This window comes from Chryseobacterium sp. JK1 (genome assembly GCF_050632815.1).
Classification (GTDB): domain Bacteria; phylum Bacteroidota; class Bacteroidia; order Flavobacteriales; family Weeksellaceae; genus Chryseobacterium.
In genome coordinates this window covers 2,693,327-2,717,431 of sequence record NZ_JBODRU010000001.1, presented here as the reverse complement: position 1 = coordinate 2,717,431, position 24,105 = coordinate 2,693,327, and the positions used below count along the sequence as shown (strand labels likewise).

Annotated in this window: 27 protein-coding genes and 1 riboswitch; of the genes, 13 read left to right on the top strand and 14 right to left on the bottom strand. The window is 35.3% G+C overall.

Annotated features, from left to right (window positions below; genetic code table 11):
- Positions 1-3 precede the first annotated feature (3 nt).
- The 5 genes from ACQ76T_RS12350 to ACQ76T_RS12330 form a co-directional block, all read right to left on the bottom strand.
- A complete protein-coding gene (locus ACQ76T_RS12350) occupies positions 4-234 on the bottom strand; it encodes a hypothetical protein (RefSeq protein WP_431343590.1) in 231 nt (76 codons plus the stop codon).
- Positions 235-344: 110 nt separating this feature from the next.
- Positions 345-1,394 carry a DUF6263 family protein gene (locus ACQ76T_RS12345; protein WP_431343589.1) on the bottom strand — a complete coding sequence of 350 codons (1,050 nt, stop codon included), beginning with the start codon at positions 1,392-1,394 and terminating at the stop codon, positions 345-347.
- Positions 1,395-1,409: 15 nt separating this feature from the next.
- A complete protein-coding gene (locus tag ACQ76T_RS12340) occupies positions 1,410-2,537 on the bottom strand; it encodes a serine hydrolase domain-containing protein (protein WP_431343588.1) in 1,128 nt (375 codons plus the stop codon).
- Positions 2,538-2,541: 4 nt separating this feature from the next.
- Entirely contained in the window at positions 2,542-3,300 is a 759-nt protein-coding gene (gene rlmB / locus ACQ76T_RS12335) for a 23S rRNA (guanosine(2251)-2'-O)-methyltransferase RlmB (RefSeq protein WP_431343587.1), read from the bottom strand.
- A 104-nt stretch (positions 3,301-3,404) separates the two neighbouring features.
- The gene (locus ACQ76T_RS12330) at positions 3,405-3,878 is read right to left on the bottom strand and encodes a DinB family protein (RefSeq protein ID WP_422693492.1); all 474 of its coding nucleotides are present in this window, start codon (positions 3,876-3,878) and stop codon (positions 3,405-3,407) included.
- A 251-nt stretch (positions 3,879-4,129) separates the two neighbouring features.
- On the opposite strand from ACQ76T_RS12330, the gene ACQ76T_RS12325 reads away from it, so the two are divergent.
- The 10 genes from ACQ76T_RS12325 (at position 4,130) to ACQ76T_RS12280 (ending at position 12,880) form a co-directional block, all read left to right on the top strand.
- Positions 4,130-5,134, top strand: a complete 1,005-nt coding sequence (locus ACQ76T_RS12325; protein ID WP_079243966.1) for an AAA family ATPase — start codon at positions 4,130-4,132, stop codon at positions 5,132-5,134.
- Positions 5,134-5,592, top strand: a complete 459-nt coding sequence (locus ACQ76T_RS12320; RefSeq protein ID WP_431343586.1) for an N-acetyltransferase family protein — start codon at positions 5,134-5,136, stop codon at positions 5,590-5,592. The genes ACQ76T_RS12325 and ACQ76T_RS12320 overlap by 1 nt, the downstream gene beginning before the upstream one ends.
- 49 nt (positions 5,593-5,641) lie before the next feature.
- The gene (locus ACQ76T_RS12315; protein ID WP_431343585.1) at positions 5,642-6,505 is read left to right on the top strand and encodes a DUF58 domain-containing protein; all 864 of its coding nucleotides are present in this window, start codon (positions 5,642-5,644) and stop codon (positions 6,503-6,505) included.
- Positions 6,506-6,562: 57 nt separating this feature from the next.
- Entirely contained in the window at positions 6,563-7,459 is an 897-nt protein-coding gene (locus ACQ76T_RS12310) for a BatD family protein (RefSeq protein ID WP_431343584.1), read from the top strand.
- A complete protein-coding gene (locus tag ACQ76T_RS12305; protein ID WP_431343583.1) occupies positions 7,452-8,444 on the top strand; it encodes a VWA domain-containing protein in 993 nt (330 codons plus the stop codon). Before ACQ76T_RS12310 ends, ACQ76T_RS12305 begins: the two co-directional genes overlap by 8 nt.
- Positions 8,444-9,451 carry a vWA domain-containing protein gene (locus tag ACQ76T_RS12300; protein ID WP_431343582.1) on the top strand — a complete coding sequence of 336 codons (1,008 nt, stop codon included), beginning with the start codon at positions 8,444-8,446 and terminating at the stop codon, positions 9,449-9,451. Before ACQ76T_RS12305 ends, ACQ76T_RS12300 begins: the two co-directional genes overlap by 1 nt.
- Before the next feature lie 99 nt (positions 9,452-9,550).
- Complete coding sequence (locus ACQ76T_RS12295) at positions 9,551-10,291, top strand: tetratricopeptide repeat protein (protein ID WP_431343581.1); 741 nt, start codon at positions 9,551-9,553, stop codon at positions 10,289-10,291.
- Between the two features lie 11 nt (positions 10,292-10,302).
- Positions 10,303-12,030 carry a BatD family protein gene (locus ACQ76T_RS12290; protein ID WP_431343580.1) on the top strand — a complete coding sequence of 576 codons (1,728 nt, stop codon included), beginning with the start codon at positions 10,303-10,305 and terminating at the stop codon, positions 12,028-12,030.
- A gap of 44 nt (positions 12,031-12,074) precedes the next feature.
- Positions 12,075-12,677, top strand: coding sequence for a MarC family protein (locus ACQ76T_RS12285; protein WP_431343579.1), 603 nt, complete (start codon positions 12,075-12,077; stop codon positions 12,675-12,677).
- 5 nt (positions 12,678-12,682) lie between these two features.
- On the top strand, positions 12,683-12,880 hold the full coding sequence (locus tag ACQ76T_RS12280) for a hypothetical protein (protein WP_422693483.1): 198 nt from the start codon (positions 12,683-12,685) through the stop codon (positions 12,878-12,880).
- 184 nt (positions 12,881-13,064) lie between these two features.
- Here the strand turns inward: ACQ76T_RS12280 and ACQ76T_RS12275 are convergent, their stop codons facing one another.
- The 5 genes from ACQ76T_RS12275 to ACQ76T_RS12255 form a co-directional block, all read right to left on the bottom strand.
- Complete coding sequence (locus ACQ76T_RS12275; protein ID WP_431343578.1) at positions 13,065-14,033, bottom strand: chorismate-binding protein; 969 nt, start codon at positions 14,031-14,033, stop codon at positions 13,065-13,067.
- 212 nt (positions 14,034-14,245) lie between these two features.
- Positions 14,246-14,674, bottom strand: coding sequence for a PaaI family thioesterase (locus ACQ76T_RS12270; protein ID WP_431343577.1), 429 nt, complete (start codon positions 14,672-14,674; stop codon positions 14,246-14,248).
- A 74-nt stretch (positions 14,675-14,748) separates the two neighbouring features.
- On the bottom strand, positions 14,749-15,336 hold the full coding sequence (locus ACQ76T_RS12265) for a 1-acyl-sn-glycerol-3-phosphate acyltransferase (RefSeq protein ID WP_431343576.1): 588 nt from the start codon (positions 15,334-15,336) through the stop codon (positions 14,749-14,751).
- Between the two features lie 316 nt (positions 15,337-15,652).
- The gene (locus ACQ76T_RS12260; RefSeq protein WP_431343575.1) at positions 15,653-17,377 is read right to left on the bottom strand and encodes a PspC domain-containing protein; all 1,725 of its coding nucleotides are present in this window, start codon (positions 17,375-17,377) and stop codon (positions 15,653-15,655) included.
- Positions 17,378-17,388: 11 nt separating this feature from the next.
- Positions 17,389-17,718 carry a PadR family transcriptional regulator gene (locus ACQ76T_RS12255; RefSeq protein WP_431343574.1) on the bottom strand — a complete coding sequence of 110 codons (330 nt, stop codon included), beginning with the start codon at positions 17,716-17,718 and terminating at the stop codon, positions 17,389-17,391.
- Between the two features lie 1,023 nt (positions 17,719-18,741).
- Between ACQ76T_RS12255 and ACQ76T_RS12250 the strand changes: the two genes are divergently transcribed.
- From ACQ76T_RS12250 to ACQ76T_RS12240, 3 genes are all read left to right on the top strand, one after another.
- Complete coding sequence (locus ACQ76T_RS12250) at positions 18,742-19,902, top strand: acyltransferase family protein (RefSeq protein WP_431343573.1); 1,161 nt, start codon at positions 18,742-18,744, stop codon at positions 19,900-19,902.
- Positions 19,903-20,074: 172 nt separating this feature from the next.
- The gene (locus tag ACQ76T_RS12245; protein ID WP_431343572.1) at positions 20,075-20,773 is read left to right on the top strand and encodes an XAC2610-related protein; all 699 of its coding nucleotides are present in this window, start codon (positions 20,075-20,077) and stop codon (positions 20,771-20,773) included.
- 1 nt (position 20,774) lies between these two features.
- Positions 20,775-21,365: an HD domain-containing protein gene (locus ACQ76T_RS12240; RefSeq protein WP_431343571.1), complete on the top strand. Its 591-nt coding sequence runs from the start codon at positions 20,775-20,777 to the stop codon at positions 21,363-21,365.
- Between the two features lie 195 nt (positions 21,366-21,560).
- On the opposite strand, the gene ACQ76T_RS12235 is transcribed toward ACQ76T_RS12240, so the two are convergent.
- The 4 genes from ACQ76T_RS12235 to ACQ76T_RS12220 form a co-directional block, all read right to left on the bottom strand.
- Entirely contained in the window at positions 21,561-21,944 is a 384-nt protein-coding gene (locus tag ACQ76T_RS12235; RefSeq protein ID WP_422693476.1) for an acyl-CoA thioesterase, read from the bottom strand.
- Between the two features lie 115 nt (positions 21,945-22,059).
- Positions 22,060-22,239: riboswitch (cobalamin riboswitch) on the bottom strand.
- 34 nt (positions 22,240-22,273) lie between these two features.
- Positions 22,274-23,074, bottom strand: a complete 801-nt coding sequence (locus tag ACQ76T_RS12230; protein WP_431343570.1) for a hypothetical protein — start codon at positions 23,072-23,074, stop codon at positions 22,274-22,276.
- Positions 23,075-23,104: 30 nt separating this feature from the next.
- Positions 23,105-23,767, bottom strand: a complete 663-nt coding sequence (locus ACQ76T_RS12225) for an ATP-binding cassette domain-containing protein (protein ID WP_431343569.1) — start codon at positions 23,765-23,767, stop codon at positions 23,105-23,107.
- Complete coding sequence (locus ACQ76T_RS12220; protein WP_431343568.1) at positions 23,764-24,039, bottom strand: hypothetical protein; 276 nt, start codon at positions 24,037-24,039, stop codon at positions 23,764-23,766. Before ACQ76T_RS12220 ends, ACQ76T_RS12225 begins: the two co-directional genes overlap by 4 nt.
- Positions 24,040-24,105: the final 66 nt, after the last annotated feature.

Sequence of the window (24,105 nt, the reverse complement as noted above, 5' to 3'; positions counted from 1 at the left end):
TTTTTACCTTTTGTCCTTACTCTCTTTCACCTCTTCATAGTCTACAGTTTCTGCATCCCAGTTGAGGTTCTGCTTGTTATTCTTGTTAGCGTCGTGTATGTCCTGCTGCCCGTTGTTTTGATTATTGTTATTAAAACGGTAACTGTAAAATGTCTTAAAGAAGATTCTTTTCAGAATATTCCAGACAAAGAATATGATAATAGCAGTGAGTACTAACTCAAGAATGTATTTCATAATGTTAAAATTTAAAGTTGAAGGGTACTGATATTAAAGTCTGAGATTTTTCAGTGTTCTTGAAATTCCCAGACTCTACAACATTTTTTCCTTCAAAGGTATTGCTTCAATTATTTAGCAGAAGGATTTACCATTACAGAAGAATTGGAAACACTTGTCATAGACTGAGTTTGTTTTCCGTCTGAAATACTTTCCACCTGTGTAGTTTTCACAGTAATATTCTGTGTGGTAATCCACCCCGTGCTTTCGTCAAACTTAATGGTTCCGTTCTGAACCAATTCACTGCTAAGGCTGTGCGTCATAGGACCTTGAGCTTTCTTTTCTGTTTTCTTAGGAATACCTCCGGTTACTGAAATTTCTGCCGTTCCGTTTCCTAAGCTCTTTAAAACATAGTTAGACGTTACTTTTACAGCGCCGCTTGGATCTGCATTTTCAGAAGTAGTCCATTTTTCACCTATTTTTACTCCTTTTTTAGGAAGAATAGTTAAGTTTTTGTGGAATTGATCTTTCAATACTTTTTCGTTGAAAGATTCTTTAAGACTTGCTACTACACTTGCTTTTTGATTAGCATCTTTGATCAGGGTTCCTACCGCATTTCCTACTTTAGTATAAACAGCATCAAAACCTGTGATGGAGATAACGTTACCTTTTGTATCCATTTTCATGGCAAGTTTGTTTCCAGTAAGCGCTTTGTTTACATTCCAGATCATTTTAAGATCGTCTTCTTTCGGGATCGGAAGCTTAGTGTCTACCACCACTGTTTTTCCCTGTGCAGACTGAGAACTTCTCTTAGCAACAAGATTAAGGGTCATTTCATATACATTTCCTTTAACATCATTTACTACGAAGTTCATTTCATCTGTAGATTCGCTGGTTGCGGTCATAGATTTTCCCTGAGGATCTGTCATCGTCTTTACATCTCTCTGATACGTTGTAAGCGGGTAAGTTTTGCCTTTCTCAAGTTTGAAAGATTGTGTTACAATTCCTGCAGAATCTCTGATCGCCGGGTTTTCCGTTACTTTTGCTACAGAATCGGCCGGAACTTCAACCGTTACCGTTTTTCCCGTTTTAGGATCTACTTTAGTTATTTTTGCTGTTTCTTTTTTACAAGATACAAGAGCTATAGATGATATAAGCGCAAGCGCTGCAATGTTCTTCATTCGATTTTTTTAAGTTTATTTTTTACTACTGTTTCTTAATATATTCTCGGCAATATTATACAGCTTTCCCTGAGATTCCCCATCTGATTCATTGGACAATATTACCACTCCCATATTTTGGGAAGGATAGATCTGAAGTATGCTTGAAAACCCAAATGTACCTCCGGTATGATACACCGTTTTGGTTCCGTCTTTATAGGTATGCACTCTCCAATACAGGCCAATGGCATCTCCATCTTCATCTGCTTTTACAAGAGGAGTGTGTGAAACGTTTACATACTTATCACTTTCGTTCAAATGGTACTGCATATATTTCACCAGATCTCCTGTCGTGGACAGTATTCCGCCAGCCGGGGCAAATATTGTTGTAAAATTCCTTGGCATCACCTTTCCTTTATCGTTATAACAGGTCAGTAGCTGTGCAGAATTCGTACCAACAATGGTTTGATTCATTTTCAGAGGTTTTGTGATGTATTCTGAAAGCAGTTCTCCATAGCTTTTATGATATACATTTTCCAGAATATCTCCGGCAATCTGCGTTCCTACATTGGAATATCTATATTGTGTTCCCGGAACAAAATCTATTTTGGCCTGATGAAGATCTTCATCAAACTTCTTTTTTGAATAATTTTTATAAAAATTAGCCAACGCCATCGCAACAGAGTCCATCGGTTTCTTGAACGTTTCCGACTGATCCGGTAAAAACTGAGGCAACCCTGATGAATGATTGGTAAGATTACCGATTGTGACCGGATGTTTTTCAAATTCAAGGTTAGGATAATTTCCGTTTATATATTTCCGGATATCATCATCTATTTTAATTTTTCCGTCTATTAAAGCATGTGCCAGAAGTGTTCCTGTAAACGTTTTGCTGATGGATGCGATCTCATAGAGACTTTTGGAAGTAGGAAGATCAGATTTTCTGATCTCTGTGGTTCCGTAATTATAAAAATAACTTTTACCATCTTTAATAATACCTATTGAAATTCCTACACGGGCAGGATTTTGCATATAGGCCATTGCTTCTTTCTGAACCATCTTATCAAGTTCTGTAATCAGACGGTTGTCTGTGGCTATATTTTTTGTCTGGGCATTCAATACGAATGGGGCAAAAAATAATGGTAAAAGTGTTTGTATTTTCATGGTTTTAAGGATTGGGTATCACGGTCATTTTCTGTCGTACGGCCTCATATAGAATGGCTCCACAGGCTACAGAAACGTTTAGAGATTGTGTTTTTCCTTCAATAGGAAGTTTTATTTTTTCGTCAGCATGATGCAGTACTTCTTTAGAAATTCCTGTTTCTTCATTTCCCATAACAATCGCGCATGGTTCTGTTAAGTTGACATCATAGATCAGTTTCTGAGCTTTTTCGCTGGCTGCATATACGGAAATTCCGCTTTGCTGAAGAAAATCTACGGCGTGCGCCAAGTTGTTTTCTTTACAGATCTTAATATTATAGATTGCTCCGGCAGATGTTTTTATAGCATCAGAGTTGATAGGTGCCGCTCCTTTTTCAGGGATAATAATTGCATCAATACCTACACATTCTGCGGTTCTGCAGATGGCACCAAAGTTTCTTACATCTGTAAGTCTGTCCAGAATTAATAAGAAAGGTGTTTTCCCTTCTTCAAATAACTGTGGAACAATATCCTCCACTTTATGGAACGGAACATCCGATATAAAAGCAACCACTCCCTGGTGGTTTTTTCTTGTAAAACGGTTCAGCTTTTCAACCGGAACATAATTGGGACGGATTTTATTTTTTGCTAAAGTGGCTTTCAGTTCAGCATAAATAGGACCTTGAAGTGCATTTTGCACAAAGATCTTGTCAATCGTTTTTCCCGCTTCAATTGCTTCAATTACGGGACGTAGCCCGAAAATAAAATCGTCTTTTTTATCTGTCATTTTATTAATTTAAATAGTGAATTGTAAAATGTGAATTTTACTTTATAAGTCGATCTGGCGAATGCGTGTTCACATGAGACCACCGACTTGCGTAGCAAAATTCACTACCTTCCTTCTTCTCCCAGAATCGCTCTTTTCTGTGCCATCACATAACCGTAGTGAAGACTTTCATGCATATTGTTGAAGATAATGGCATCCTGAATACTTTTCAAATCCATTCCGAAGCTGGTCGTATAAGGAGTATAATCTGAAAAGAAATCACTGTCATAGTCTTTCATAAGGATTTTCGAGGTTTCTGTAAGCAAAAACTCCAAATCTTCCACTTCGGATTTCTGAACATTTAAATTCGGTAATGTACCTTTCTTATACGTTTCAATCCAATATTTATCAATACGGAAAGTGTTTCCGCTCAGATAATAATGCAGAAGCTGCTGGGTAGCAACAGTGTGTGCAATATTCCAGTAAATATTGTTGTTGAAACCGTCAGGAATCAGAAGCAGATCTTCATGAGAGGTGTTTTGAAGGATCTCCAGAAGATTTTTTCTTACCTGTCTGTGGGCTTGAAAATGATAATTCATTTTGCAGATTTTTTAATCTCCAAAAATAGTTTAATAAACTGGAAATGACAATTTTTGAGCAGGGGATTCAAGTGAATTTTATATATTTTTATGAAAAATTCTGATAATCGTATTGAGTTTTAAGGCCTCAGATATTCTGAACCTTGCATTGATACGGGAATATTTAACAAACTTTAACTCAAAAATAGCATTTATTGTGTTGATTAGTGCAAGTATTTATCAGAAATTTACCACTTATTTTAAATCAAGCTATGTCAGAGATATATCAAGCTGAAGATATCCGCCAATTGACGGAAAAAGTAAAAGAAAAAAACTACTTATTTTCTCTTTTGAGACAGGAAATCAACAAAGTTATTATAGGACAGGAATATATGGTAGACCGTCTTTTGGTAGGACTTTTGGGGAACGGGCACGTTCTTCTGGAAGGAGTGCCGGGGCTGGCAAAAACGTTGGCGATAAAAACCTTAGCAGATGCCGTTCATGGAGATTTCTCAAGAATTCAGTTTACCCCCGATCTGCTTCCTGCAGATGTAGTGGGAACCATGATTTTTAATATTAAAGACAATGATTTCTCTATAAAAAAAGGACCTGTATTTGCCAACTTTGTATTGGCAGATGAGATCAACCGTGCGCCGGCAAAAGTACAGTCGGCTCTTTTGGAGGTGATGCAGGAAAAGCAGGTGACTATTGGTGATGAAACGATGAAGCTTCCAAAGCCATTTTTAGTATTGGCGACTCAAAACCCAATTGATCAGGAAGGAACTTATCTGCTGCCGGAAGCTCAAAGCGACCGTTTTATGTTGAAATGTACCATAGATTACCCTGCTTTTGAAGACGAAAGACAGGTTATGAGAATGGTTTCCACTTCACATCAACCAACCGTGAAGCCTGTAATTTCTCTTCAGGATATTGTAGATGCCAAGGAACTGATCAACCAGATTTATCTGGATGAGAAAATTGAAAAATATATCCTTGATATGGTATTTGCAACCCGCTATCCAGAGAATTACGGACTTTCAGAATTGAAGAATTACATCAGCTTCGGGGCTTCTCCAAGAGCTTCTATTAACCTTGCCATTGCTTCAAGAGCATATGCATTCTTAAAAGGCAGAGCTTTTGTGATTCCTGAAGATGTAAAAGCATTGGCTAAAGATGTTTTGAGACACAGAATGGGACTCACTTTTGAGGCTGAAGCAGAAGAAATTTCAACAGAAGAAATTATCAACAGAATTTTAGCAAAAATCCAGGCGCCATAATGAGTGAAGTAATCATCAGAAGAGCAGCTCAGGAAGATTGTGGGTCTATGTTGGAACTCATCAAAGAGCTGGCTGAATATGAAAAAGCTTTGCACGAAGTTACGGTAACGCTAGAGCAGTTTACAGAAGATGGCTTTGGAAAATCTCCTGTTTGGGGAGCATTTGTTGCAGAAGTGGATAATGAAATTGTGGGAATATCATTGTACTATGACAGATATTCAACATGGAAAGGAAGAAGGCTTTACCTTGAAGATCTTGTAGTGACAGAAAGAATGAGAGGAATGCAGATTGGTAAAAAACTCTTCGATGCTACCTTGGAACATGGGAAAAATAACGATTATAGTGGAATGGTATTTCAGGTTTTGAACTGGAATGAGCCTGCTATCAATTTTTATAAAAAGTACAGCCCGAAATTTGATGATGAATGGTTGAACGTATCCATCGAGTTTAGAGATTAACCCGAATCCAATCATTCAATTAACTCAAAAATTTGAATTTTAAACATCTATGCAGATAAAAGATATTGTAAAGAAAGTAAAGCAGATAGAAATCCGTACCAGAAAAAAGACGGAGGCTGCTTTGATGGGGCAATATCACAGTGCCTTTAAAGGGCAGGGGATGACTTTTTCTGAAGTACGCCCCTATCAGTTTGGTGATGAGATCCGAAGAATCGACTGGAACAAAACAGCGCGCTTCCGTGAACCTTTCGTTAAAGTAATGGAAGAAGAAAGAGAGCTCACCATGATGATTCTTGTAGATATCTCGGCATCCATGGATTATGGAACAAAAGTTCAGCTGAAGAGAGAGTATGTTGCAGAAATTGCTGCCAGTTTAGGGTTTTCAGCGGCTGGAAATAATGATAAAGTAGGGCTTATCCTGTTTGCAGATAAAGTATATAAGGTAATTCCTCCTCAAAAAGGAAGAAAACATATTTTATCCATTATCAGTAATATTCTGACTGCAGATTATGTTCCGGCTGAATCCAGAATAGATAAAGCTCTGGAATATATGATGGGAATATTCAAAAGGAAATCACTGGTTTTCTTATTTTCAGATTTTGAAGAAGAATATGATTCTAAAATGTTGAGAGTGGCCTCCAAAAAGCATCAGCTGCTTGGGATGAGGATTTATGATGAAAAAGATAACGAAATTCCTGATGTAGGCTACACACTTCTATATGATGCCGAAACAGGAAAACAAATATGGGCCAATACTTCCAGTGCAAGGTGGAGATATACCTTTGCAGAAGCTCAGAAACAGAAATTGAGAGCTATGGAAGAAGATTTTGCCAACAGTTCGGCCAGTTTTATGAATATTAATACCGGTGCGGATTATTCAAAATTATTGTATAATTACTTTCAGAAAAAGTAACTTCGGATTTCAATCCGTTATAAAAACATCAGGCGATAAGCCTTTATTATTTTAACATTGAAAAAAATACTTTTAATATTGTCTTTTCTGATCTGTGCAAATGCTTTTTCACAGATGCTGTCTTCCAACGTAGAAAAGAAAACTCTTGCATTAGGCGAAGTAAACCGCCTTGTTATAAAAATTGATAACCTTCATGAACAGCCGGTAACCTCCGCCCCGAAAAACGAATTGTTGCCCTTTCATTTCGAAGAAACGAAAGACAGTATAAAACAGAATGCCAATTCTTACGAGAGAACAATAGAATTTGCTGTTTTCGAAGAGGGTAAATTCACCATTCCTGAACTGGAATTTAAAGTAGGAGATAAAGTTCTTAAAACTATTCCTTACGAAATAGATGTCATCAACACTGCTCAAAAAGCAGATCAGATAAATGATATCATGAAAAATAAGGAGGTAAAACTTGCCCCTATAGATTACTGGGAGCTTTATAAATTTTATGTGCTGGCAGCATTGGCGGTTATAGCCCTTATTATTGCAGTAATTATAATTCTCAAATGGGGAAAGAAGGTCAAAAGTTCACCCGTTGTGGCTACCAATCAAACATTGAAGGAGCTGGATTCCCTTAAGAAGAAAAAATATATTGAAGGAGGTAATTTCCGTTCTTTCTATGTAGAATTGATTGATATTTCCAGAAACTTTATTTCCAGACAATACAACCTTCCGGCAGATGTACTTCTTACCGATGACCTTATAGAAGTCATGAAAAAGAATAATACCATCTCTCAGGATAATGAAAAGATAGTGGAAGATGTTTTCCTGAGAGGAGATTTGGTGAAATTTGCCAAAACTTTCCCGGATCAGGAAACAATGGAGAAAGACTTCGCCAATATCAGAGACTTTGTGAAAAGATCATCCAAAGATCTAGAATTTGAAAACTTGAGAAAGGATGCTTAATTTTGAGTTTTACAGTCCGTGGTTTCTACTGCTTTTTCTTCTGTTTATCCCTCTTTTTATAAAAGATGCAGGAAAACGGAAAATAAAAGGAGTAAAAGTTCCTACCATTAAAAATATGGACGAAAGCAGCGGAATCCGAGGTGTGCTTTTTGTATTGAAAATATCAAAGTATATCATTCTTTCTGCTCTCATTATTGCAATGGCCAGACCCAGAACCTTTACCGTTTCACAGGACAGAGACGATACCAAAGGTGTTGATATTATGCTGTCAATAGACGTTTCGTTGAGTATGCTGGCTAAAGATTTGAATCCCGACCGTATTACTGCACTGAAAGATATTGCAATAAAATTTGTTCAGAAAAGACCTAATGACAGGATAGGATTGGTAGCATATGCGGCAGAAGCTTTTACGAAAGTTCCCGTTACGTCTGATCATCAGGTCGTGATTGATGAAATTAAGAACCTTAATTCTGAAGGTCTTGAACCCGGTACTGCTATCGGAGAAGGTCTTTCCGTAGCTGTTAATCATTTAATTAAAAGTAAAGCAAAAAGTAAAGTAGTGATTCTGATGACAGATGGAGTGAGCAATATTCAGAATGCTATTCCTCCGCAAATCGCTGCCGAACTGGCTCAAAATAACAATATAAAAGTATACGCAATAGGAATAGGAACTAACGGCTATGCATTGATGCCTACAGCACAGGATATTTTCGGAGAACTTATTTTCACCGAAGCAGAAGTAACAATTGATGAGAATACATTACGGGAGATTGCACAGACAACCGGAGGAAAGTATTTCAGAGCGACTTCAAACAGTAGTCTTGAAGGAATATACGATGAGATCAATCAATTGGAAAAATCTGATGTAAAGATTTCAAAACTGTATAATTATGATGAATATTTCAAAATTTTCCTTTGGGTTGCATTGGGAATGCTGGTGTTGGATGCACTATTAAGATGGGTGTTATATAAAATTTTAAGCTGATGAGTTGGTCTTTAGGTAATTATTGGTATTTGTTTTTACTGTTGCTTTTGCCGCTGTTAGCCTCTTTTCTGATCCGTTTTCTGAAATGGAGAAAGAAAAAAAGAGAAATTTTTGCAGCGAGTCAGTTTCACGATACTCTGTTTGAAAAAAGTTCAGGATTTACGAAGTTTTTCCCCGCATTATATCTGGTTGGAACGCTATTTCTGATCTTTTCAATTATCGACCTTTTGAATGGCTCTGAAGAAGTGAAAACCAATCAGAAACTGAATAATGTTATTTTCATGCTAGACGTTTCCAATTCTATGAATGCGGAAGATATTGATCCCAGCCGTCTTGCCGAGGCGAAAAACCTAATGTTGGGAACAATGCGTAAAATGAAGAACAATAAAGTTGGGATTGTCATATTTGCAGGTCAGGCGATGTCGATTATGCCGCTTACTACCGATTACAATTCCGCAGAAACCTATGTCAGCGGGATTGAAACCAATTCTATGCAGATCCAGGGAACTGATTTTCTGAAAGGAATGCAGGCTGCAGCCGAGAAATTTAAAAATGTAAGCAAAGGATCCAGAAAAGTAATATTACTGAGTGACGGTGAAGATAATGAAGGGAACGATAATGCTGCCATAAGACTTGCGAACAGAGAAGGAATAAGCATTACTTCAGTTGGAGTAGGGAGCGATGAAGGAGCGCCGGTTCCGGAATATGTATATGGACAGCTTATGGGGTATAAGGCGGATATTACCGGAGGAACAGTCATCTCCAAAAGACAGACAGAAGCTTTGAAAAAAATGGCAGAATCTACTGGCGGAACGTATATTGACGGAAATAATATCAATGAAGCTCCGGACAGGATTTTAGAAGCCGTTAATAGAAAGTCATCAGGCACTGAAACACTGGTAAAATCACAGAATGCAAAACATTATTATCAATATTTTTTAGCAGTTTCTATTCTTTTCTTCTTTTTAATTTATATTTTTAATCCTAAAAAAGATTTTAATGTGTAGTTTTCCCCATTCTATAGAAGAAATTCTACAAGTACTTTAACCCAATTTTAACAAATAAAACTCTGTTTCTTAACATATAAAGGAATAATTTTGCAAGTGATGAATACTAAAATCATTTTTTTATCGTTTATTCTTTCTTTCTCATTCTCAGGCTTTTTGTTTGGGCAGGAAAACTACAGAACTTTAGTTCATGAAGGAAATCAAAAATTTGACGGTAAAGACTATGATGGAGCATCCTCGAAATATATGGAAGCTGTAAAAAGTAATGATAAAGATTTTACAGCTCACTATAATATGGGAAATGCTTTGTATAAAAGTAAAAAGTATGAAGATGCAAAGGCAGAGTTTGAAAAAGCGGAAAAACTTTCCCAGACTCTTCCCGATAAAGCAGCAGCTCTTCATAATCTAGGGAATGCTTATATGCAGATGAACCAGCCGGAAAAAGCGGCTGATTATTATAAAAAATCCCTGAAGCAAAATCCTTACAGCGAGGCAACCAGAAAGAATTTCGAAATTGCCAAACTGAAAGAAAAAGAAAAACAGAGCAACCAGCAGAGCAACTCAGGAAAAGACGGTGGCGGCGGGAATGATCAGAAAAAAGGCGAAGATCAAAAAGGTGATAAAGATCAAAGACAGGATCAGGGCAATGGCCAGAAAAACCAAGGCAAAAGCGAACAGGGTAACGACCATCAGCAGAACCAGAAAGATGAAGGAAAAATGCCAAAGAACCTTGAAAATGCGATCTTAGATAAAATAAACGAAAAAGAAAAAGAAACCGCCAGAAGAATTTTAAACAAAAATTCTTATTCGATGCCTGAAAGCAACGAGAAAGATTGGTGATGCAGCACAAATTGATATACATATTGCTTACTCTGGCTTCCGTAATTACTTATGGACAGGTAAATCTTTCCCTGGATGCAGATAAAGCAGAATATGGTGGAAAAGACATCGTAAACCTGACCATTGTGCTGGAGCTGAACGGAACAGACCTGGAACAGCAAACCAAATTTCAACTTCCCGACCTTTCAAAATTTAATATCATAGGAAGCGGTTCCGTTACCAATACTGTAATTGATCCAGCTACCAATACTCTTGTTACCCAAAAAGTTTCCAGAATAGCCCTTGAACCTAAGAAAAAAGGTAAAATTAAAATTGGTTCGGTACTCGTTACTATCAATAACAAAATCTACAAAACAGAACCTTTTGAGGTTACTATTAAAGATATTATAGATAAAAAGGCCCTAGCCAATAATGTTTCCAATGATGTATATCTGAATATGGAAATTGAGGACAGGGATATTTATCAGGATCAGCCTACCATTGCTGTTCTGAAAGTGTATTCCAGAAATATGGATAACCTGAGAAAGGTGAAAGATATCCGTCTTCCTCAGCAGGATAACATCAATGTACATCCAGTTAATTTTAAAAAATCTGAAATAGACCCGTCGGGCTATGGAAATATGCCATCTCAGGTACTTGCTGTATTTATGGTATTTCCTAATGAAGCCGGATATGTAGAAGTTCCGGCAGTATCAGCTTCTGTAAGTTCTTATTCCAGTAAAAATAAAATTGTTTCCAATAAAGTAAAACTTACGGTAAGAAAGCTTCCCGAGGGAGCTCCTGAGTGTTTTAAAAATGCTGTGGGGAATTTCAATGTAAGTGTTTATAATATTTCCAAGGAAAAGCCAGAAGCTAAAAGACCGATGAATGTGGTAGTCAAAGTTTCCGGAGAAGGTAATTTACCGGATATGGAGCTTCCTAAGATTGCAGCATCTCCTGATTATGAGGTTTTCACCCCTAAGATTTCTTCCCATATTTCTCCCGGAACTACCGGTATGAAAGGGGAAATTCTAGCAAACTATGTTGTAATTCCTAACAAATCCGGAGCTATATCCATCAAAACGGAACAGTTTGCCTTCTTTAACCCTGAAAATAAAGAATATGTAGATCTTGGCCAGGAAACATTGGCGTTGAATGCTTTCTCTCATGATCAGATCCTGGAATCCCGTTCTACAGTAGAAAAGGTAAATGAATACACCAATAACCTACTGGAAACCGTTAATACCCCTGTTTTAAAAACAACCTCATTAAAAGTAAAAGAAAAAAGTAAATTCCACTGGAATATTCTTTTAACCAATATTGCCATTCTTTTAGGTTTATTTCTAACATATCTGCTATTTAAGACTTGGCAAAAAAAACGTAAATTAATTAGAGAAACCGTACCATCAAAACCCTTAGGATCAGTGGCTGAAACTGAAAAAGAACTAAGAGAATCAATGAAAACGGATATCAATGATTATTTTGGTTATCTTGAAAATCTCAAAGATAACGGCGAGTTTGAAAAGTTCTTTGCCACATTGGATGAGTTGGATCAGGAAGTTAGAAATCAGTATGAGCAAGGCTCTGTATCAGAGTTTAAGGCTTTTCTTGACAATCACAAAGGTCCTTCAGTTGCAGAAGATTACGGTAATTTGCAAAGAAAAATTCAGATGGAAAAATATGCTCCTATACAATCTGAACAAGGTTTGGAAGAACTTTTGAAAACAATTGTTAATTTGTATTCACAAATTAGTAAATAATCAGTTTATTTTCATATTTTTGCGAAATTATTAATTACAAAGAGATGGAAATTTTAGAGGGTTTCTCTGTTAAAGAGATCGTTACCAGCTTTATGGTGCTTTTTGCCGTTATCGATATTATCGGCTCGGTTCCTATTATTGTAAGTCTTCAGCAGAAATTTGGAAAAATAGAAGCTGGGAAGGCTTCCATCACTGCCGGAGCTATTATGATTGTTTTTCTTTTCGTAGGAAACAAAATTCTTAAGCTGATAGGAGTAGATGTTAACTCCTTTGCCATTGCCGGTGCTTTTGTGATTTTTGTCATAGCCCTGGAAATGATTTTAGGAATTGAAATTAATAAAACTACCGAAGCAAAGGCTGCATCCATCGTGCCCATCGCATTTCCGCTGGTTGCGGGCGCAGGAACACTTACTACGGCATTATCCCTGAGAGCTGAATTCCATGATATTAATATTATTTGTGGAATCATTCTTAATACAATTTTCGTATATTTGGTGCTGAAATCAGCAAAGTGGTTAGAACGAAAAATTGGGGATGCTACCCTTATGATTCTTCAGAAAGTTTTCGGAATTATCCTTTTGGCAATTTCAATTAAATTATTCACCGCAAATTTTGCTCAATTGGTGCAGAATTATATTAATTTTTAAGTATCATGCAGAAGTTTTATAAAGTATTTCTAGTAGTATTTATCGTGTTCATCGCTATCAACCTTTATGCTATCAATTGGCAGAATGATATTCTGGGTGACGAAGACAATTTGAGATTTGTATTTTCAGCATCCGCTGCAGCACTTGGGCTTCTCCTTCTTTTCGTTATGGATACATGGAGTAGAATTGGTGCCAGAAAATAATTAGAATATTAATATATAAATATTGCCTCTTTCCAATGAAAGAGGCTTTTTTGTAATGTCTAATGAAATTGTAGAGATGTCGCTATTATTTAATAAAGTAATCATCCTAATTTTATAAAAAGCAATCCAATACTCTACGCAATTATCTGTGAAAATCCGCGAAATCTGGGGTCAAAAAAGAAGCTTAAGAAATAACCAGATTCTTTAATACCGCCTCAGACTTTAATTCTGTTTCAATCCATTCTTTTTCAGGGCTGCTTTGAGCGGTAATTCCACCGCCTACAAATAGATGTACCGCATCTTTATAAAGTCTGGCACAACGAAGATTTACAAAATATAGAATACTTTCTTCTGTTTCTATTGTAATATAGCCTGCATAAAACTCTCTTGGATATTTTTCATACTTACGGATATTCTCATTACAAAACTCTTTTGGAATTCCGCAAACGGCTGGAGTAGGGTGCAGATCTTTAATAATATCATCAAGATCTCCAGGCTTTATTTCTGTTTTAAAATCGGTTCTCAAATGCTTTATATTTCCGGAAATATGATCATACGTTTCCGATTGCTGTATTTGATTTGAGTAGTTTTTAAGAATGTTGTGAATATAATTTGTGACAGGCTTTTGTTCTTCAATTTCTTTTTCAGACCATTGCTCAGAAACTGGAAGAGTTCCAGCCAGGGCCATCGTTTCAAACTCGTGAGTAATTTTGTTAAACTTACCTAGTACCTCAGAAAAAGCTCCCATCCAGGCATTCTCACCATCGTTAAACAAATACCTGAATGCATTTGGATACGTGTCACAAAGATTCTCAAAACTTTCTTTATAGTCGATAGTGGTAAAATCTGTAAAGATCTTTCTTCTGGAATATACTAATTTGGGTAAATCGTTTTCTTTGATTACAGTGATCACCTGTTGTAAAGTATCACAATATTCTTCCTTGCTTTCGGCTATATAGTCTACCGTACTGTCTGTCAGTTTTTCGTTGGTTATAGATGTATTTTTAAACTCAACAGGATCAATTTCGAAAATGTCTCCTTTAAAACTGATCACTGAATGACCATTATAGGAATGAAAACTAATGGCTTTTGTATTGTTTTGTTCATTGACAGAAAGTAGTCTTTCATCGAAAGGAAGTTTGAAGTAAATCATGTCTTAAGAATAGATTTTGAAAATCATCGCCCGGAAATAATATAGGAAATTCCGACATTGATTTTCCTTTCTGCAAAGGTATTATTAGTCTTAAAGATGTCAAAATTATATGGGGGATTTTTTGAGATTAAAATCCGGTCATCTTGAAGTAAATATATAAAAAAAACTCAATTTTTAGTTGAGCTTTTACTTTTATAGAGAACTATTCAGTTCTATTTGTGAATAATAGCATTGGTCATGGTTGTATGGTTGATCAGTGTTCCTTTTTCATCACGAATTTCAATCTCAGACACGTGCATGGTTTTTCCTTTTCTGATGAATCGGGCGGTAGCTGTTACTGTTCCATCTTTTTTACTTCTCAGGTGATTGGAGTTGATATTGGTTCCCACTCCATAATATTTTTCGCCATCTATAAAGATATTAGATAGGCTTGAGCCTAATGTTTCTGCGAGTACACAACTTGCCCCTCCGTGCATAATACCAAAAGGTTGGTGTGTTCTTGGAAGAACTGGCATTGTAGCAGTAAGGGTTTCATTTTCAAGATCCACATCAATAAATTTAATCTCCATTGCTTTTGCAAGGGTTTCTCCACCCCAGGCATTAATAAATGCCAATATTTCTTCTTTTGTCTTACCTTTCATTTTTATAATAGATAATTTGATTAATGGTTTAATAAATAGTCGATGCCAAATAAATAATTTACACGAATTTCTATCTATTCAACACCTGCTCCCATAATATTAGGATTCCAGTTTTCCGGAACTTTGGGAACAATATCATTTTTAATATAATAATCCTGAATTTCCTGCATAATTTCTGAAAAAGGAACCGATGCTATTCTTTCATAAGGAATCGTATACCCTAAATAAACAATATTTCTTTTAAAATCACCTGCCGCCAGTACAATAGGAACTTTTGCTGCCAATGCCATATGATAGAATCCTTTTCTCCATTTTGGAACCCAGCTTCTTGTTCCTTCCGGAGTAATTACAAGACTGAAATCTTCTTTCGCGAATTGACTGGCTACAAAGTTCACAAGATCATTTTTCTGACTTCTGTCTATACCAATACCTCCAAGTCCTTTTACAATACTTCCGTACCAGGCTTTGGTGTGCGCATCTTTGATGATAATTTTCAGAGGTTTATTGAGAGACCAGTAGGCGAAATTTCCTAAAATGTATTCCATATTGTGGGTATGTGGTGCAACCACAAGGATACATCTGTTCAGACTGTTGACATCGCCCTGCAGAACGACTTTCCAGCCTATTAATTTTAACATCAGTTTGCCTATCAGCTTTTTCATAGATTCTTGGATTAAAAACAAAAAAGTATAACCAAACTTTGGTTATACTTTACAAATATATTGAAATATTATCGCTCTTAAAACAAACCGCTAATTAAATCTACGATTTTCATTACGAATTCCATTGCTAACTGTATCATGATAAGGCTGTGTTTTTTGGTTGGTTGGTTATTAAATTTTAGCTCTACGAAATTAAAACATTTTTTCGATATAGAAAACTAAATACTGTGTTTTTTTTCACTTTTCTGAGAGAAGAAGGGTGTGAATTTCAAACGGTTGCCTTCCATTCACACCTTCTACCACTCTCTGAAGTTAATTATTTAGTTTGTATGGAAATTTCGTTTTTTCCGTCTTTGATTTTGATGTCAACATCTTTGTTGATTTTCTTGATGTTGGATGCTACAGAATCAATCACTTTCTTTGCCTGATTACTTGGAACTTTTTTACCGTTTACAATCACACTGTCTTTATCGTCTGAATTGTATTCAAAGGTTGCTCCATTTACAGTAATCTTATTCTTTTCAATTCTGATATCGTTATTATCATGATCTGAGCTTTCAGTGTCATCATCCATTCCGTCACCATCAAGATCACCATCCAGGTTGAATCTGTCTTTGTTTACAGGAATTACTACAGTCTTTTGAGGAACAACCAGTTCATAATCAACTCTGTAACTTCTGAATCTTTGATCGTAAGGATATTTGATGAAATTAGGGAACATTACTTTGTTGTTGATAATTTCTACCGGAACTGTAAGCTGAAGAGGTACGTTGTAACCTTCTCCTTCTTTTTTGATAATAAGGTAAGGCGTTTTTACATCTGCTTTTCTTGTTACATTTAAGTTAACATCGTAATCTTTTTTGTAAACATACTGTTTGTCTGAATAAAGATTATCATCATAAGCTTTGTAGCTTTGTGGGATATTTACCTGCTTTACATCTACATAAAGAGTATCTGAAGTTGTATTGATAGCAACGTTTTCCGTATCTTCTTTGCTACCCTGATATTTAAGCTCTTTTTTAGCCATACTTACTCCGAAATAAGCTCCAAGTCCGATCAATAAAAGGAAGATACCTCCCAGAACCCAACCTATATTTCTAAGTTTTGTTTTTGGGGAAAAGATTTTAATACTTAATAAACTGAAGATTATCGCAGGAATTAAGCTTCCTAAGACCATCATGGCTACCAAGATTTTATCAAGTCCGTTTTCGCCCATATAGAATTCTATTTTATTGGCTCCAGGGAAATCTGCTCCCGATCCGAATAGTCCGAAGATCACAAAGATTCCAATAATGCTTCCTACTGCTGCCAGTACAAATAATACACCTACTACATATTTGAATACATTCCAGATTCCGCTCCCGGCATTGTTGATATAAGGTTTGTTTTCTATATAGATTTCTCCGACTCTCTGCGTAGATTCGTTGGCAAACTGAACCAGTTTGTTAGACTCATTTTTCAGATTATCGAAGTTCATAGGCTTTCCCTTCATTTTCAAAAAATCAGCCGCTGTTTCTGCTTTTGGAAGTACGATCCAAAGGATAACATAAAGAAGCCCGATTAATGAAGAAGAGATGGCCTGGGTGAAAATTCCTAAAAAAAATACACCTAGCCAGATGGCTCTCATCCCTGTGATATCCATTCCTACATATTGAGCTAGCCCGGCACATACCCCTGCAATTTTTTGTTTTTCAGGATCACGGAACAGCTGTTTTCTGTCTGTATAATCGGTATTGGAATTATAGTTTCTGTTGGTTGTTTTTTCAGAAAAATAAGCCTCTTCCTGTTCTTCGATTTTTTCGGGGCTTCCGATCTGTGCAATTACCTTTTCTACATCGGTATCGTTGATCACTTCACGTTTTCCCAGAGAATCTCTGAAGATCTCCACCATTCTTATTTCTATGTCATGCATTACCTCATCTGCTTCGGAAGCTTCCAGTGAGCTTCTCAGAGCATTCAGGTAATCGCTGAGCTTTATATATGCGTGTTCTTCTATAGTAAAAGAAAAACCTGCGAGTCCTATTGAGAGTGTCTTGTTCATAGCTTTGTTTTTTAATTTTGTTGGGTGATTTGGTTTACTGAGGCTGTCAGTTCGCTCCACGTGTTGAGAAGTTCATCAAGGAAAAGCTTTCCTTTTTCTGTGATCTGATAATATTTTCTGGGTGGTCCCCCCGTAGATTCTTCCCATCGGTAAGAGAGAAATTCTCCATTTTTAAGCCTTGTAAGAAGAGGGTAGAGGGTCCCTTCTACTACATCCAGTTTTCCTTTTTTCAGTTCATCAATCAAATCAGAAACATACATTTCGCGATTATTGATGAGACTTAGAATACAGAATTCCAGAATTCCTTTTCGCATTTGCGCTTTGGTATTTTCAGTATTCATCTTTGATAAGTTTTGTTAATTAGTTATATTTTTAGAAAAATGCTCCTAGCTAGTTGAGCTTATTCTAATTTTACATTACAAAGATATGTAAATAAAATGGTATTATGCAATACAAAGTAGTGTATTTTTTAAAATAAATATTATAAACAACTGATAATCAGATTTATAATTTTATGTCGTGTTTTTTGTGAAAATAGATTTAAGTAGAAAATAGTATGATGTCTTCCCATTTTATATGAAAAGTCTGTGATAACTTAACCACAAAAGTCACAAAAGTTTTTAAAAAAACACTTTAGTACATTGAAGAATGCTTAAAATAATACAGCATACAAGTACACGGAAGAAAAAAATAAAGATTTTTTTAAACTTATATGTGGACTTATTCTGTGCCATGATATTCTCTTAAGCTCACTTAGAGTGTTTCCATCTTTTGTGGTGTTTAAATTCATTGAATCTTCGATTTGTGGTTTAATAAAAACACATAAAAGAATGATAATTTCTAAGGCTGGATTCCTACGGAATGACAAACAGTACAGTGAGTATATCCGTATACTTTGTCATTCCGAAGGAATCTAAACATTATATAATTTTCGAACACTTTAAAAAGGGTAAGGACTACTACACAATGAATTTCATAGAGGATGAAAACCCTTGATTTTCAAAAAACTTTAGTGTATTTCTTATACCCAAAGTATATGACTTCAATAGCTTAAGTGTTTAAAAAGCTTTTGTGACTTTTACGGTTTAATAAAAAAATTTAAACAGCTTTGAAATTAGGACAGGAAATAAAAAAATGAACACATCAATGATTTTACTAGAAAAGTGAAAGAAATAGCATGAAGCCTAATTAAGTAAAGCATACAGGTAAATGGTTGGTAAGAAAAACTATGGATATCAAAATGTTATTGGAATTTATTCCATTTTATATATTATTTAAAGATTTTTTTAAGGATAATTAAAACTTATATTTATTCTTTAAATAAATGAGGCAGGAATTATTTGTATCTTTCGCAAAACAAAATAATGAATTTTAAAAATTTATTTAAACTCTATTTTGATGAAAGTAGGGTTTTCGGCCTGGATATTCTTCGTTTCTTTGCGATCATGTTTGTAGTGGTAGGGCATAGTTTGATGTATTTGCCAAGAATGGTAAAGGGATTTGTATCCTATTTTATTTTTGATGGGGTTACTATCTTTTTTGTTCTAAGTGGTTTTTTAATCGGAGGAATTTTAATTAAAGTACTCAATAAAGAAGTATTTACCTTTAAAACATTGTTGGAGTTTTGGAAACGAAGATGGTTTAGAACACTTCCTGCTTATCTTTTAGTACTGATACTTTTACTTGGATTGAATATCATTTATAATGAAAATTTTGTTTTTAATTCAGATAGTATAAAATACTTTTTCTTTCTACAGAATTTCAAAACACCCCACCCGTCTTTTTTTCCGGAAGCGTGGAGCTTGAGTGTTGAAGAGTGGTTTTATCTGATTTCACCGGTAATGATCTTTTCTTTAATCAATTTTTTAAATGTAAGTGTAAAAAAAGCGGTCCTCATTACCATTTTATCAATCATTGTATTTACTACATCTTTCAGAGCATATAGAATGTTATTCAACGTTTCTGCAACCGATATTAGCATCTGGGATTTATACTACAGGAAACAAGTAATAACAAGGCTTGACAGTTTGATGTATGGTGTGTTAGCTGCGTATAGTAAGGCTTACTACAATCGGTTTTTTGAAAGTTCAAAAAAATATTTATTTTGTGCCGGCATAATATTACTGGTTGTACATCAATATTATTTAAACTATGGATTCAATCCTTTTTTTGACCAGGTTTTGAGTTTTTCTTTTATCTCAATCTCTACAATGTTTCTGCTTCCTTTTTTAGATTCAATAAAATCAGCTCCGAAAATCATTTTACAACCTGTTACTTATATCAGTTTAACGTCCTATAGTATGTATCTTATACATTATTCGCTGATTCAAAAGTGGATTATAGGTAAGGTTGATTTTTTTAAGAGTCCTATCATGTTAAATACCGGGGTAACTTTTAGTGTTTTTTTTAGTCTCACAATTGGACTTTCAATTTTGATGTATAAATATTTTGAAATACCTACAACAAAATTAAGGGATCGGCTGTTAAGGAGAAAGTCACAGAATACAGAAAGCATTTCTACATAACAGTTGGGAAGTTTTCGTTCACTCCAAAGCATATAGCGGGAAGCAGCTTCTCAGAAATGTATTTAAAGAATTTTAATGGTTTCAAATGCTTCAGATAATGGTTTTGAATTTTGTGATCGGTATTATGATTCGTATTTTTGCTAGGAAAACACCTAAATCATTTACTATTACTATGAATATTTTAAATAAGTATAGGCACTTATCAGCTTTTATGCTTCTGGGACCCTTATGTTTCGCGCAATATCAGTTTGAAGTTAAAGATGCATCCAAAAATTACAGTGCCGTTATTCAGATAGAAGATTGCCTTGATGGACGTTGCGGCGGTAAAGGAACCGTAGAATTGTTTGATAATAAAAATACAAAAATTCAGACGTTTACCTCTGATGATCTTATCGTGTATCTTGCAGAGAACAGAAAACTCTTGTCTGGAAAAATGAATTCATTAACGAAGGAAGAAAGCCCTATTGTTATCAATGATTTTAATTTTGACGGTAGTGAAGATATCGCAATAAGAAATGGTAATATGGGAAATTATAACGGAGCGTCCTATGATGTATATGTTTTCAATAGTACCCGGCTAAGTTTTGTGAAAAGTAAGGAACTTACAGAATTAGCTTCCAATGCTTTGGATATGTTTAACGTAGATTCCGAGCGCAAACGTCTTATTTCTTATGGAAAATCCGGATGCTGCAATATTTTTACCATAGAATATGCCGTTATTCCTAATAAAGGACTGGATAAGGTTCTGGTAAAAGAAGAAGACAAAACGGAAGAAGATCGTGTAAAAGTAACCATCAAAGAAAAAATAAAAGATAAATGGGTCACCAGAAAGAAGGTATACTCATTAGAAGAATATAACAAAGAAAAGTAAAATGAAGATTCAGAAAGAGATTGATTTTATCCTGGCAGTAGATGCCTTGAAAAATGTACAGCGAAGAAACTATAATGCCGACGATTCCAGAAGAGAAAACACCGCAGAACATTCCTGGCAGATTGTTATTTTGGCACAGATCCTGTATCCGTACGCCAAAAACCGAGAAAATATTGATCTGTTGAGAGTGATAAGAATGCTTTCTATTCACGATCTGGTAGAAATAGAGGCTGGTGATACTTTCCTTTTTGATGAAAAAGCAATGGTAGGTAAGTTTGAGAGAGAAAAAAATTCTGCACAGAAGATTTTCGGGATTCTTGATGAGCCATTGCGTACAGATTTTTTCAATTTATGGCTGGAATTTGAAGAAGAAAAAACTCCGGATGCCGTATTTGCCTGTTCTATCGACAGAATCATGCCGTTTATTCTGAACTCGCATACCTCCGGAAAAAGCTGGACAGAAGCCGGGGTTACAGAAAAACAAATCAGAAATATGCTTGAAAATGCTATAAAAAGAGCTTCTGATGAAATGGGAGAGGCTTTTGATGTATTACTGAGCAGAAGCCTGGAAACAGAAAAAGTGGTGAAATAAAATATTGTATACATAAACATTGCTCAGTATCTGGGCAGTGTTTTTTTATGCAACATATGTAGAATGATTCTTCAGTTCAATAAAAAAATCAATAAAAACCAAATGCCATAAAAATTCTGGAAATCTAAAGCTGTACTCTGGAAACCGTAGAGAAAACTGTCAAATTCTGGAATAATTATGGCAAAAAAATCAAATTTATAGTATTTGGATTGGTTTTTTGAATTCGTCAATAGCTACGAAAGTGAAATCACCTACAATCGCTTTTTCTCTTTCATAAGAATACATCTGCTCGGTGAAAATTTCTACATTAACTTTCATACTTGTTTTTCCAACATAAGAAACTTTGCCGATCAGCTCTACAATAGTTCCTGCAGGAATCGGCTTTTTAAAATCGATTTTATCGCTGCTTACCGTTACCACTCTTTTTCTTGCAAAACGGGTAGCTGTGATAAAGGCAACTTCATCCATCAGCTGCATTGCTGTACCTCCGAAAAGAGTATCATAATGGTTGGTTGTGTTAGGAAAAACCGCTTTAAAGATTCTTGTTTCGGATGTTTCAATTCTTTCTTCTGTCGTCATATTTCATTATTAATTAAAGCGAAATGAAATTGTATCAAAACAACAGAATAATGACAGGAATCTTAAAAATCCCTGAAACAATCCATCAGATCAACAAACTTCAGATCGCGAAAGTTTTTTGTTTAAGAAATAGGCAGGTCTCCTGACTTGTAACATCTTTTATCTCCTTCCCATGCCCCGCACAGTGGATCTTTGATAAAGATTACAGTTACTTACAGTTGCGCGACAGTCCGTGATTTTCACACGATTCCCTTTTAATTTGCGGTTAGGCAAAACCAATTTCTATGATGAATAAGTGTTAAACTTTTTCGGGTGCAAAAATAATGAATTTATTCCGGATTATGGTAAATAATCTGACTGATTACTCTACCTTTTTTGATCGTCCAAAGAGTTGTGTATCTGTTCTCTCCCGTACCATTGATCATATAAAGGAAAATGTTATCATTGTCAAGTGCTGTTACTCCAACATTCTCAAAATCCATAGTGGGCTGGAACATATTTTTGATGGCTTCTCTTACAAAAACAGAACCTCTTCCCGGCTGCTGTACTCGGATGGATTTGATTTCTGTCATTCCTTCAGGAAGATCATTACCAATTCCCCATGGTTTTACTTTGTCAATAGTAAGAAGTTTTCCTTCAGCATCTTTTTCTTTTTTACGGTATCCGGCATTGGAAGGGTAGACGTCAATAACGACTTTGCTTCTTTGGGCTGTAGGTATTTTAGGATCAGAATTATCTGTAAAAATGAGTGATCTCCCGTTTTTAGATTTGGAAGGAGTATAAGCAGGAAGCTGATCAATATAAGCAATACGCTCTTTATTTACCATTCCTTCTTTATCAAGAGTTTCATAACGCACAAAAGGTTTGTCGTCATCCTGTTTTTCAGGATATTTGATCCAGATCCATTCCGTTTCTCCGGGAGCTGGCTTTACATATACAAAAACATCACCTTTACGCATGCGGATCTTATCTACGATTTTTCTGTAATTATCCTTGTGTACACGTACATTGGCATATCCTTCTTCTGCTTTTACCACTCCAAAAGGAACTTTATTCTGGCCTTTAACAAAAGCTAAAGAAAAAATACTGAAAACAGACAGATAAAATGCTTTGTTTATGAAAGTCATCATGAAAATTTTTTGATCCTTCAAATATATAAATTAAATGCTGTTCGGAAGATAATTATATTGACGGAGTTCCTGTAAGTTTTGTATTGGTTTTAAATATCCATTAGAAAGCAGATATATTTTATCCGAGATATCCATCACATCCTGATAATGATGATCAGAAATAATAAAACCTTTATTTTTTGATTGGGAGCGGATGATTGCTTTTAATTCATCAACAACTTTTGGAGCAAGGCTGTGAAAGGGTTCATCCAGCAATATAAAATCAGCTTGAGAATAGGTGAGAAGCATTACTTCGATCATTCTCAGTTCTCCGGAAGACAAATTTCTGGGTTTTTCATTGAGAAACGGTGAAAGAAGTGGAGAATGCAGAAGTTGATTCGCATATTCTCGCTTACAGAAAAGATGAATCAGTTTTGCTACCTTTTCGCCTTTAGGCAGAAAAGAATGTTGTGGAAGATAAGCAATTCTGTTTTTTCGATCGGAAATATTCTTCAGTACTTTATCATTCCATCGTATAAACTGAGTATCGCTCCCCATGACGCCGGAAATAATTTTAAGAAGAGTAGATTTTCCGGAGCCGTTTCTTCCCAATATACCTGCTATATTTCCGACTTTGCACTCTATGTAGATATCCTGCAGTGTTTTTTTATCATTAAAAGATTGGGTAATACTGTCAATATGTAATCTGCTCATACAAATGCAATGATCGTTTTTACAATGAGGCTAAAAGATAAAGTAAGTCCCCAAAGAAACAGTTTTGAAAATCCAAAATGATAGTAGAAGGGATACTCATTTTTAAGCCTTACTTCATAAATAAAATAATGAAGTACAGGGAAAAGTAATAGAAAGCTTAACCCAAAAGTTTCTATTTTAAATGGAGACAATAAAGAAAATAACAATGAAAAAAAGACAGATGGAATGATAAGTTTTTTATAAAAAATCCAAAGGATGGTAAACTGCTTCATATTTTGAATGAAATAATTGAAATATTTAATAAAAATAAACTATTATTATGGGGATTTATGCTATTT

Bases quoted from the DNA above. Each gene is read 5' to 3' on its own strand.
- ACQ76T_RS12350 (WP_431343590.1), bottom strand. From the start codon at position 234: ATGAAATACATTCTTGAGTTAGTACTCACTGCTATTATCATATTCTTT.
- ACQ76T_RS12345 (WP_431343589.1), bottom strand. From the start codon at position 1,394: ATGAAGAACATTGCAGCGCTTGCGCTTATATCATCTATAGCTCTTGTA.
- ACQ76T_RS12340 (WP_431343588.1), bottom strand. From the start codon at position 2,537: ATGAAAATACAAACACTTTTACCATTATTTTTTGCCCCATTCGTATTG.
- rlmB (WP_431343587.1), bottom strand. From the start codon at position 3,300: ATGACAGATAAAAAAGACGATTTTATTTTCGGGCTACGTCCCGTAATT.
- ACQ76T_RS12330 (WP_422693492.1), bottom strand. From the start codon at position 3,878: ATGAATTATCATTTTCAAGCCCACAGACAGGTAAGAAAAAATCTTCTG.
- ACQ76T_RS12325 (WP_079243966.1), top strand. From the start codon at position 4,130: ATGTCAGAGATATATCAAGCTGAAGATATCCGCCAATTGACGGAAAAA.
- ACQ76T_RS12320 (WP_431343586.1), top strand. From the start codon at position 5,134: ATGAGTGAAGTAATCATCAGAAGAGCAGCTCAGGAAGATTGTGGGTCT.
- ACQ76T_RS12315 (WP_431343585.1), top strand. From the start codon at position 5,642: ATGCAGATAAAAGATATTGTAAAGAAAGTAAAGCAGATAGAAATCCGT.
- ACQ76T_RS12305 (WP_431343583.1), top strand. From the start codon at position 7,452: ATGCTTAATTTTGAGTTTTACAGTCCGTGGTTTCTACTGCTTTTTCTT.
- ACQ76T_RS12300 (WP_431343582.1), top strand. From the start codon at position 8,444: ATGAGTTGGTCTTTAGGTAATTATTGGTATTTGTTTTTACTGTTGCTT.
- ACQ76T_RS12295 (WP_431343581.1), top strand. From the start codon at position 9,551: ATGAATACTAAAATCATTTTTTTATCGTTTATTCTTTCTTTCTCATTC.
- ACQ76T_RS12285 (WP_431343579.1), top strand. From the start codon at position 12,075: ATGGAAATTTTAGAGGGTTTCTCTGTTAAAGAGATCGTTACCAGCTTT.
- ACQ76T_RS12280 (WP_422693483.1), top strand. From the start codon at position 12,683: ATGCAGAAGTTTTATAAAGTATTTCTAGTAGTATTTATCGTGTTCATC.
- ACQ76T_RS12275 (WP_431343578.1), bottom strand. From the start codon at position 14,033: ATGATTTACTTCAAACTTCCTTTCGATGAAAGACTACTTTCTGTCAAT.
- ACQ76T_RS12270 (WP_431343577.1), bottom strand. From the start codon at position 14,674: ATGAAAGGTAAGACAAAAGAAGAAATATTGGCATTTATTAATGCCTGG.
- ACQ76T_RS12265 (WP_431343576.1), bottom strand. From the start codon at position 15,336: ATGAAAAAGCTGATAGGCAAACTGATGTTAAAATTAATAGGCTGGAAA.
- ACQ76T_RS12260 (WP_431343575.1), bottom strand. From the start codon at position 17,377: ATGAACAAGACACTCTCAATAGGACTCGCAGGTTTTTCTTTTACTATA.
- ACQ76T_RS12255 (WP_431343574.1), bottom strand. From the start codon at position 17,718: ATGAATACTGAAAATACCAAAGCGCAAATGCGAAAAGGAATTCTGGAA.
- ACQ76T_RS12250 (WP_431343573.1), top strand. From the start codon at position 18,742: ATGAATTTTAAAAATTTATTTAAACTCTATTTTGATGAAAGTAGGGTT.
- ACQ76T_RS12245 (WP_431343572.1), top strand. From the start codon at position 20,075: ATGAATATTTTAAATAAGTATAGGCACTTATCAGCTTTTATGCTTCTG.
- ACQ76T_RS12240 (WP_431343571.1), top strand. From the start codon at position 20,775: ATGAAGATTCAGAAAGAGATTGATTTTATCCTGGCAGTAGATGCCTTG.
- ACQ76T_RS12235 (WP_422693476.1), bottom strand. From the start codon at position 21,944: ATGACGACAGAAGAAAGAATTGAAACATCCGAAACAAGAATCTTTAAA.
- ACQ76T_RS12230 (WP_431343570.1), bottom strand. From the start codon at position 23,074: ATGATGACTTTCATAAACAAAGCATTTTATCTGTCTGTTTTCAGTATT.
- ACQ76T_RS12225 (WP_431343569.1), bottom strand. From the start codon at position 23,767: ATGAGCAGATTACATATTGACAGTATTACCCAATCTTTTAATGATAAA.
- ACQ76T_RS12220 (WP_431343568.1), bottom strand. From the start codon at position 24,039: ATGAAGCAGTTTACCATCCTTTGGATTTTTTATAAAAAACTTATCATT.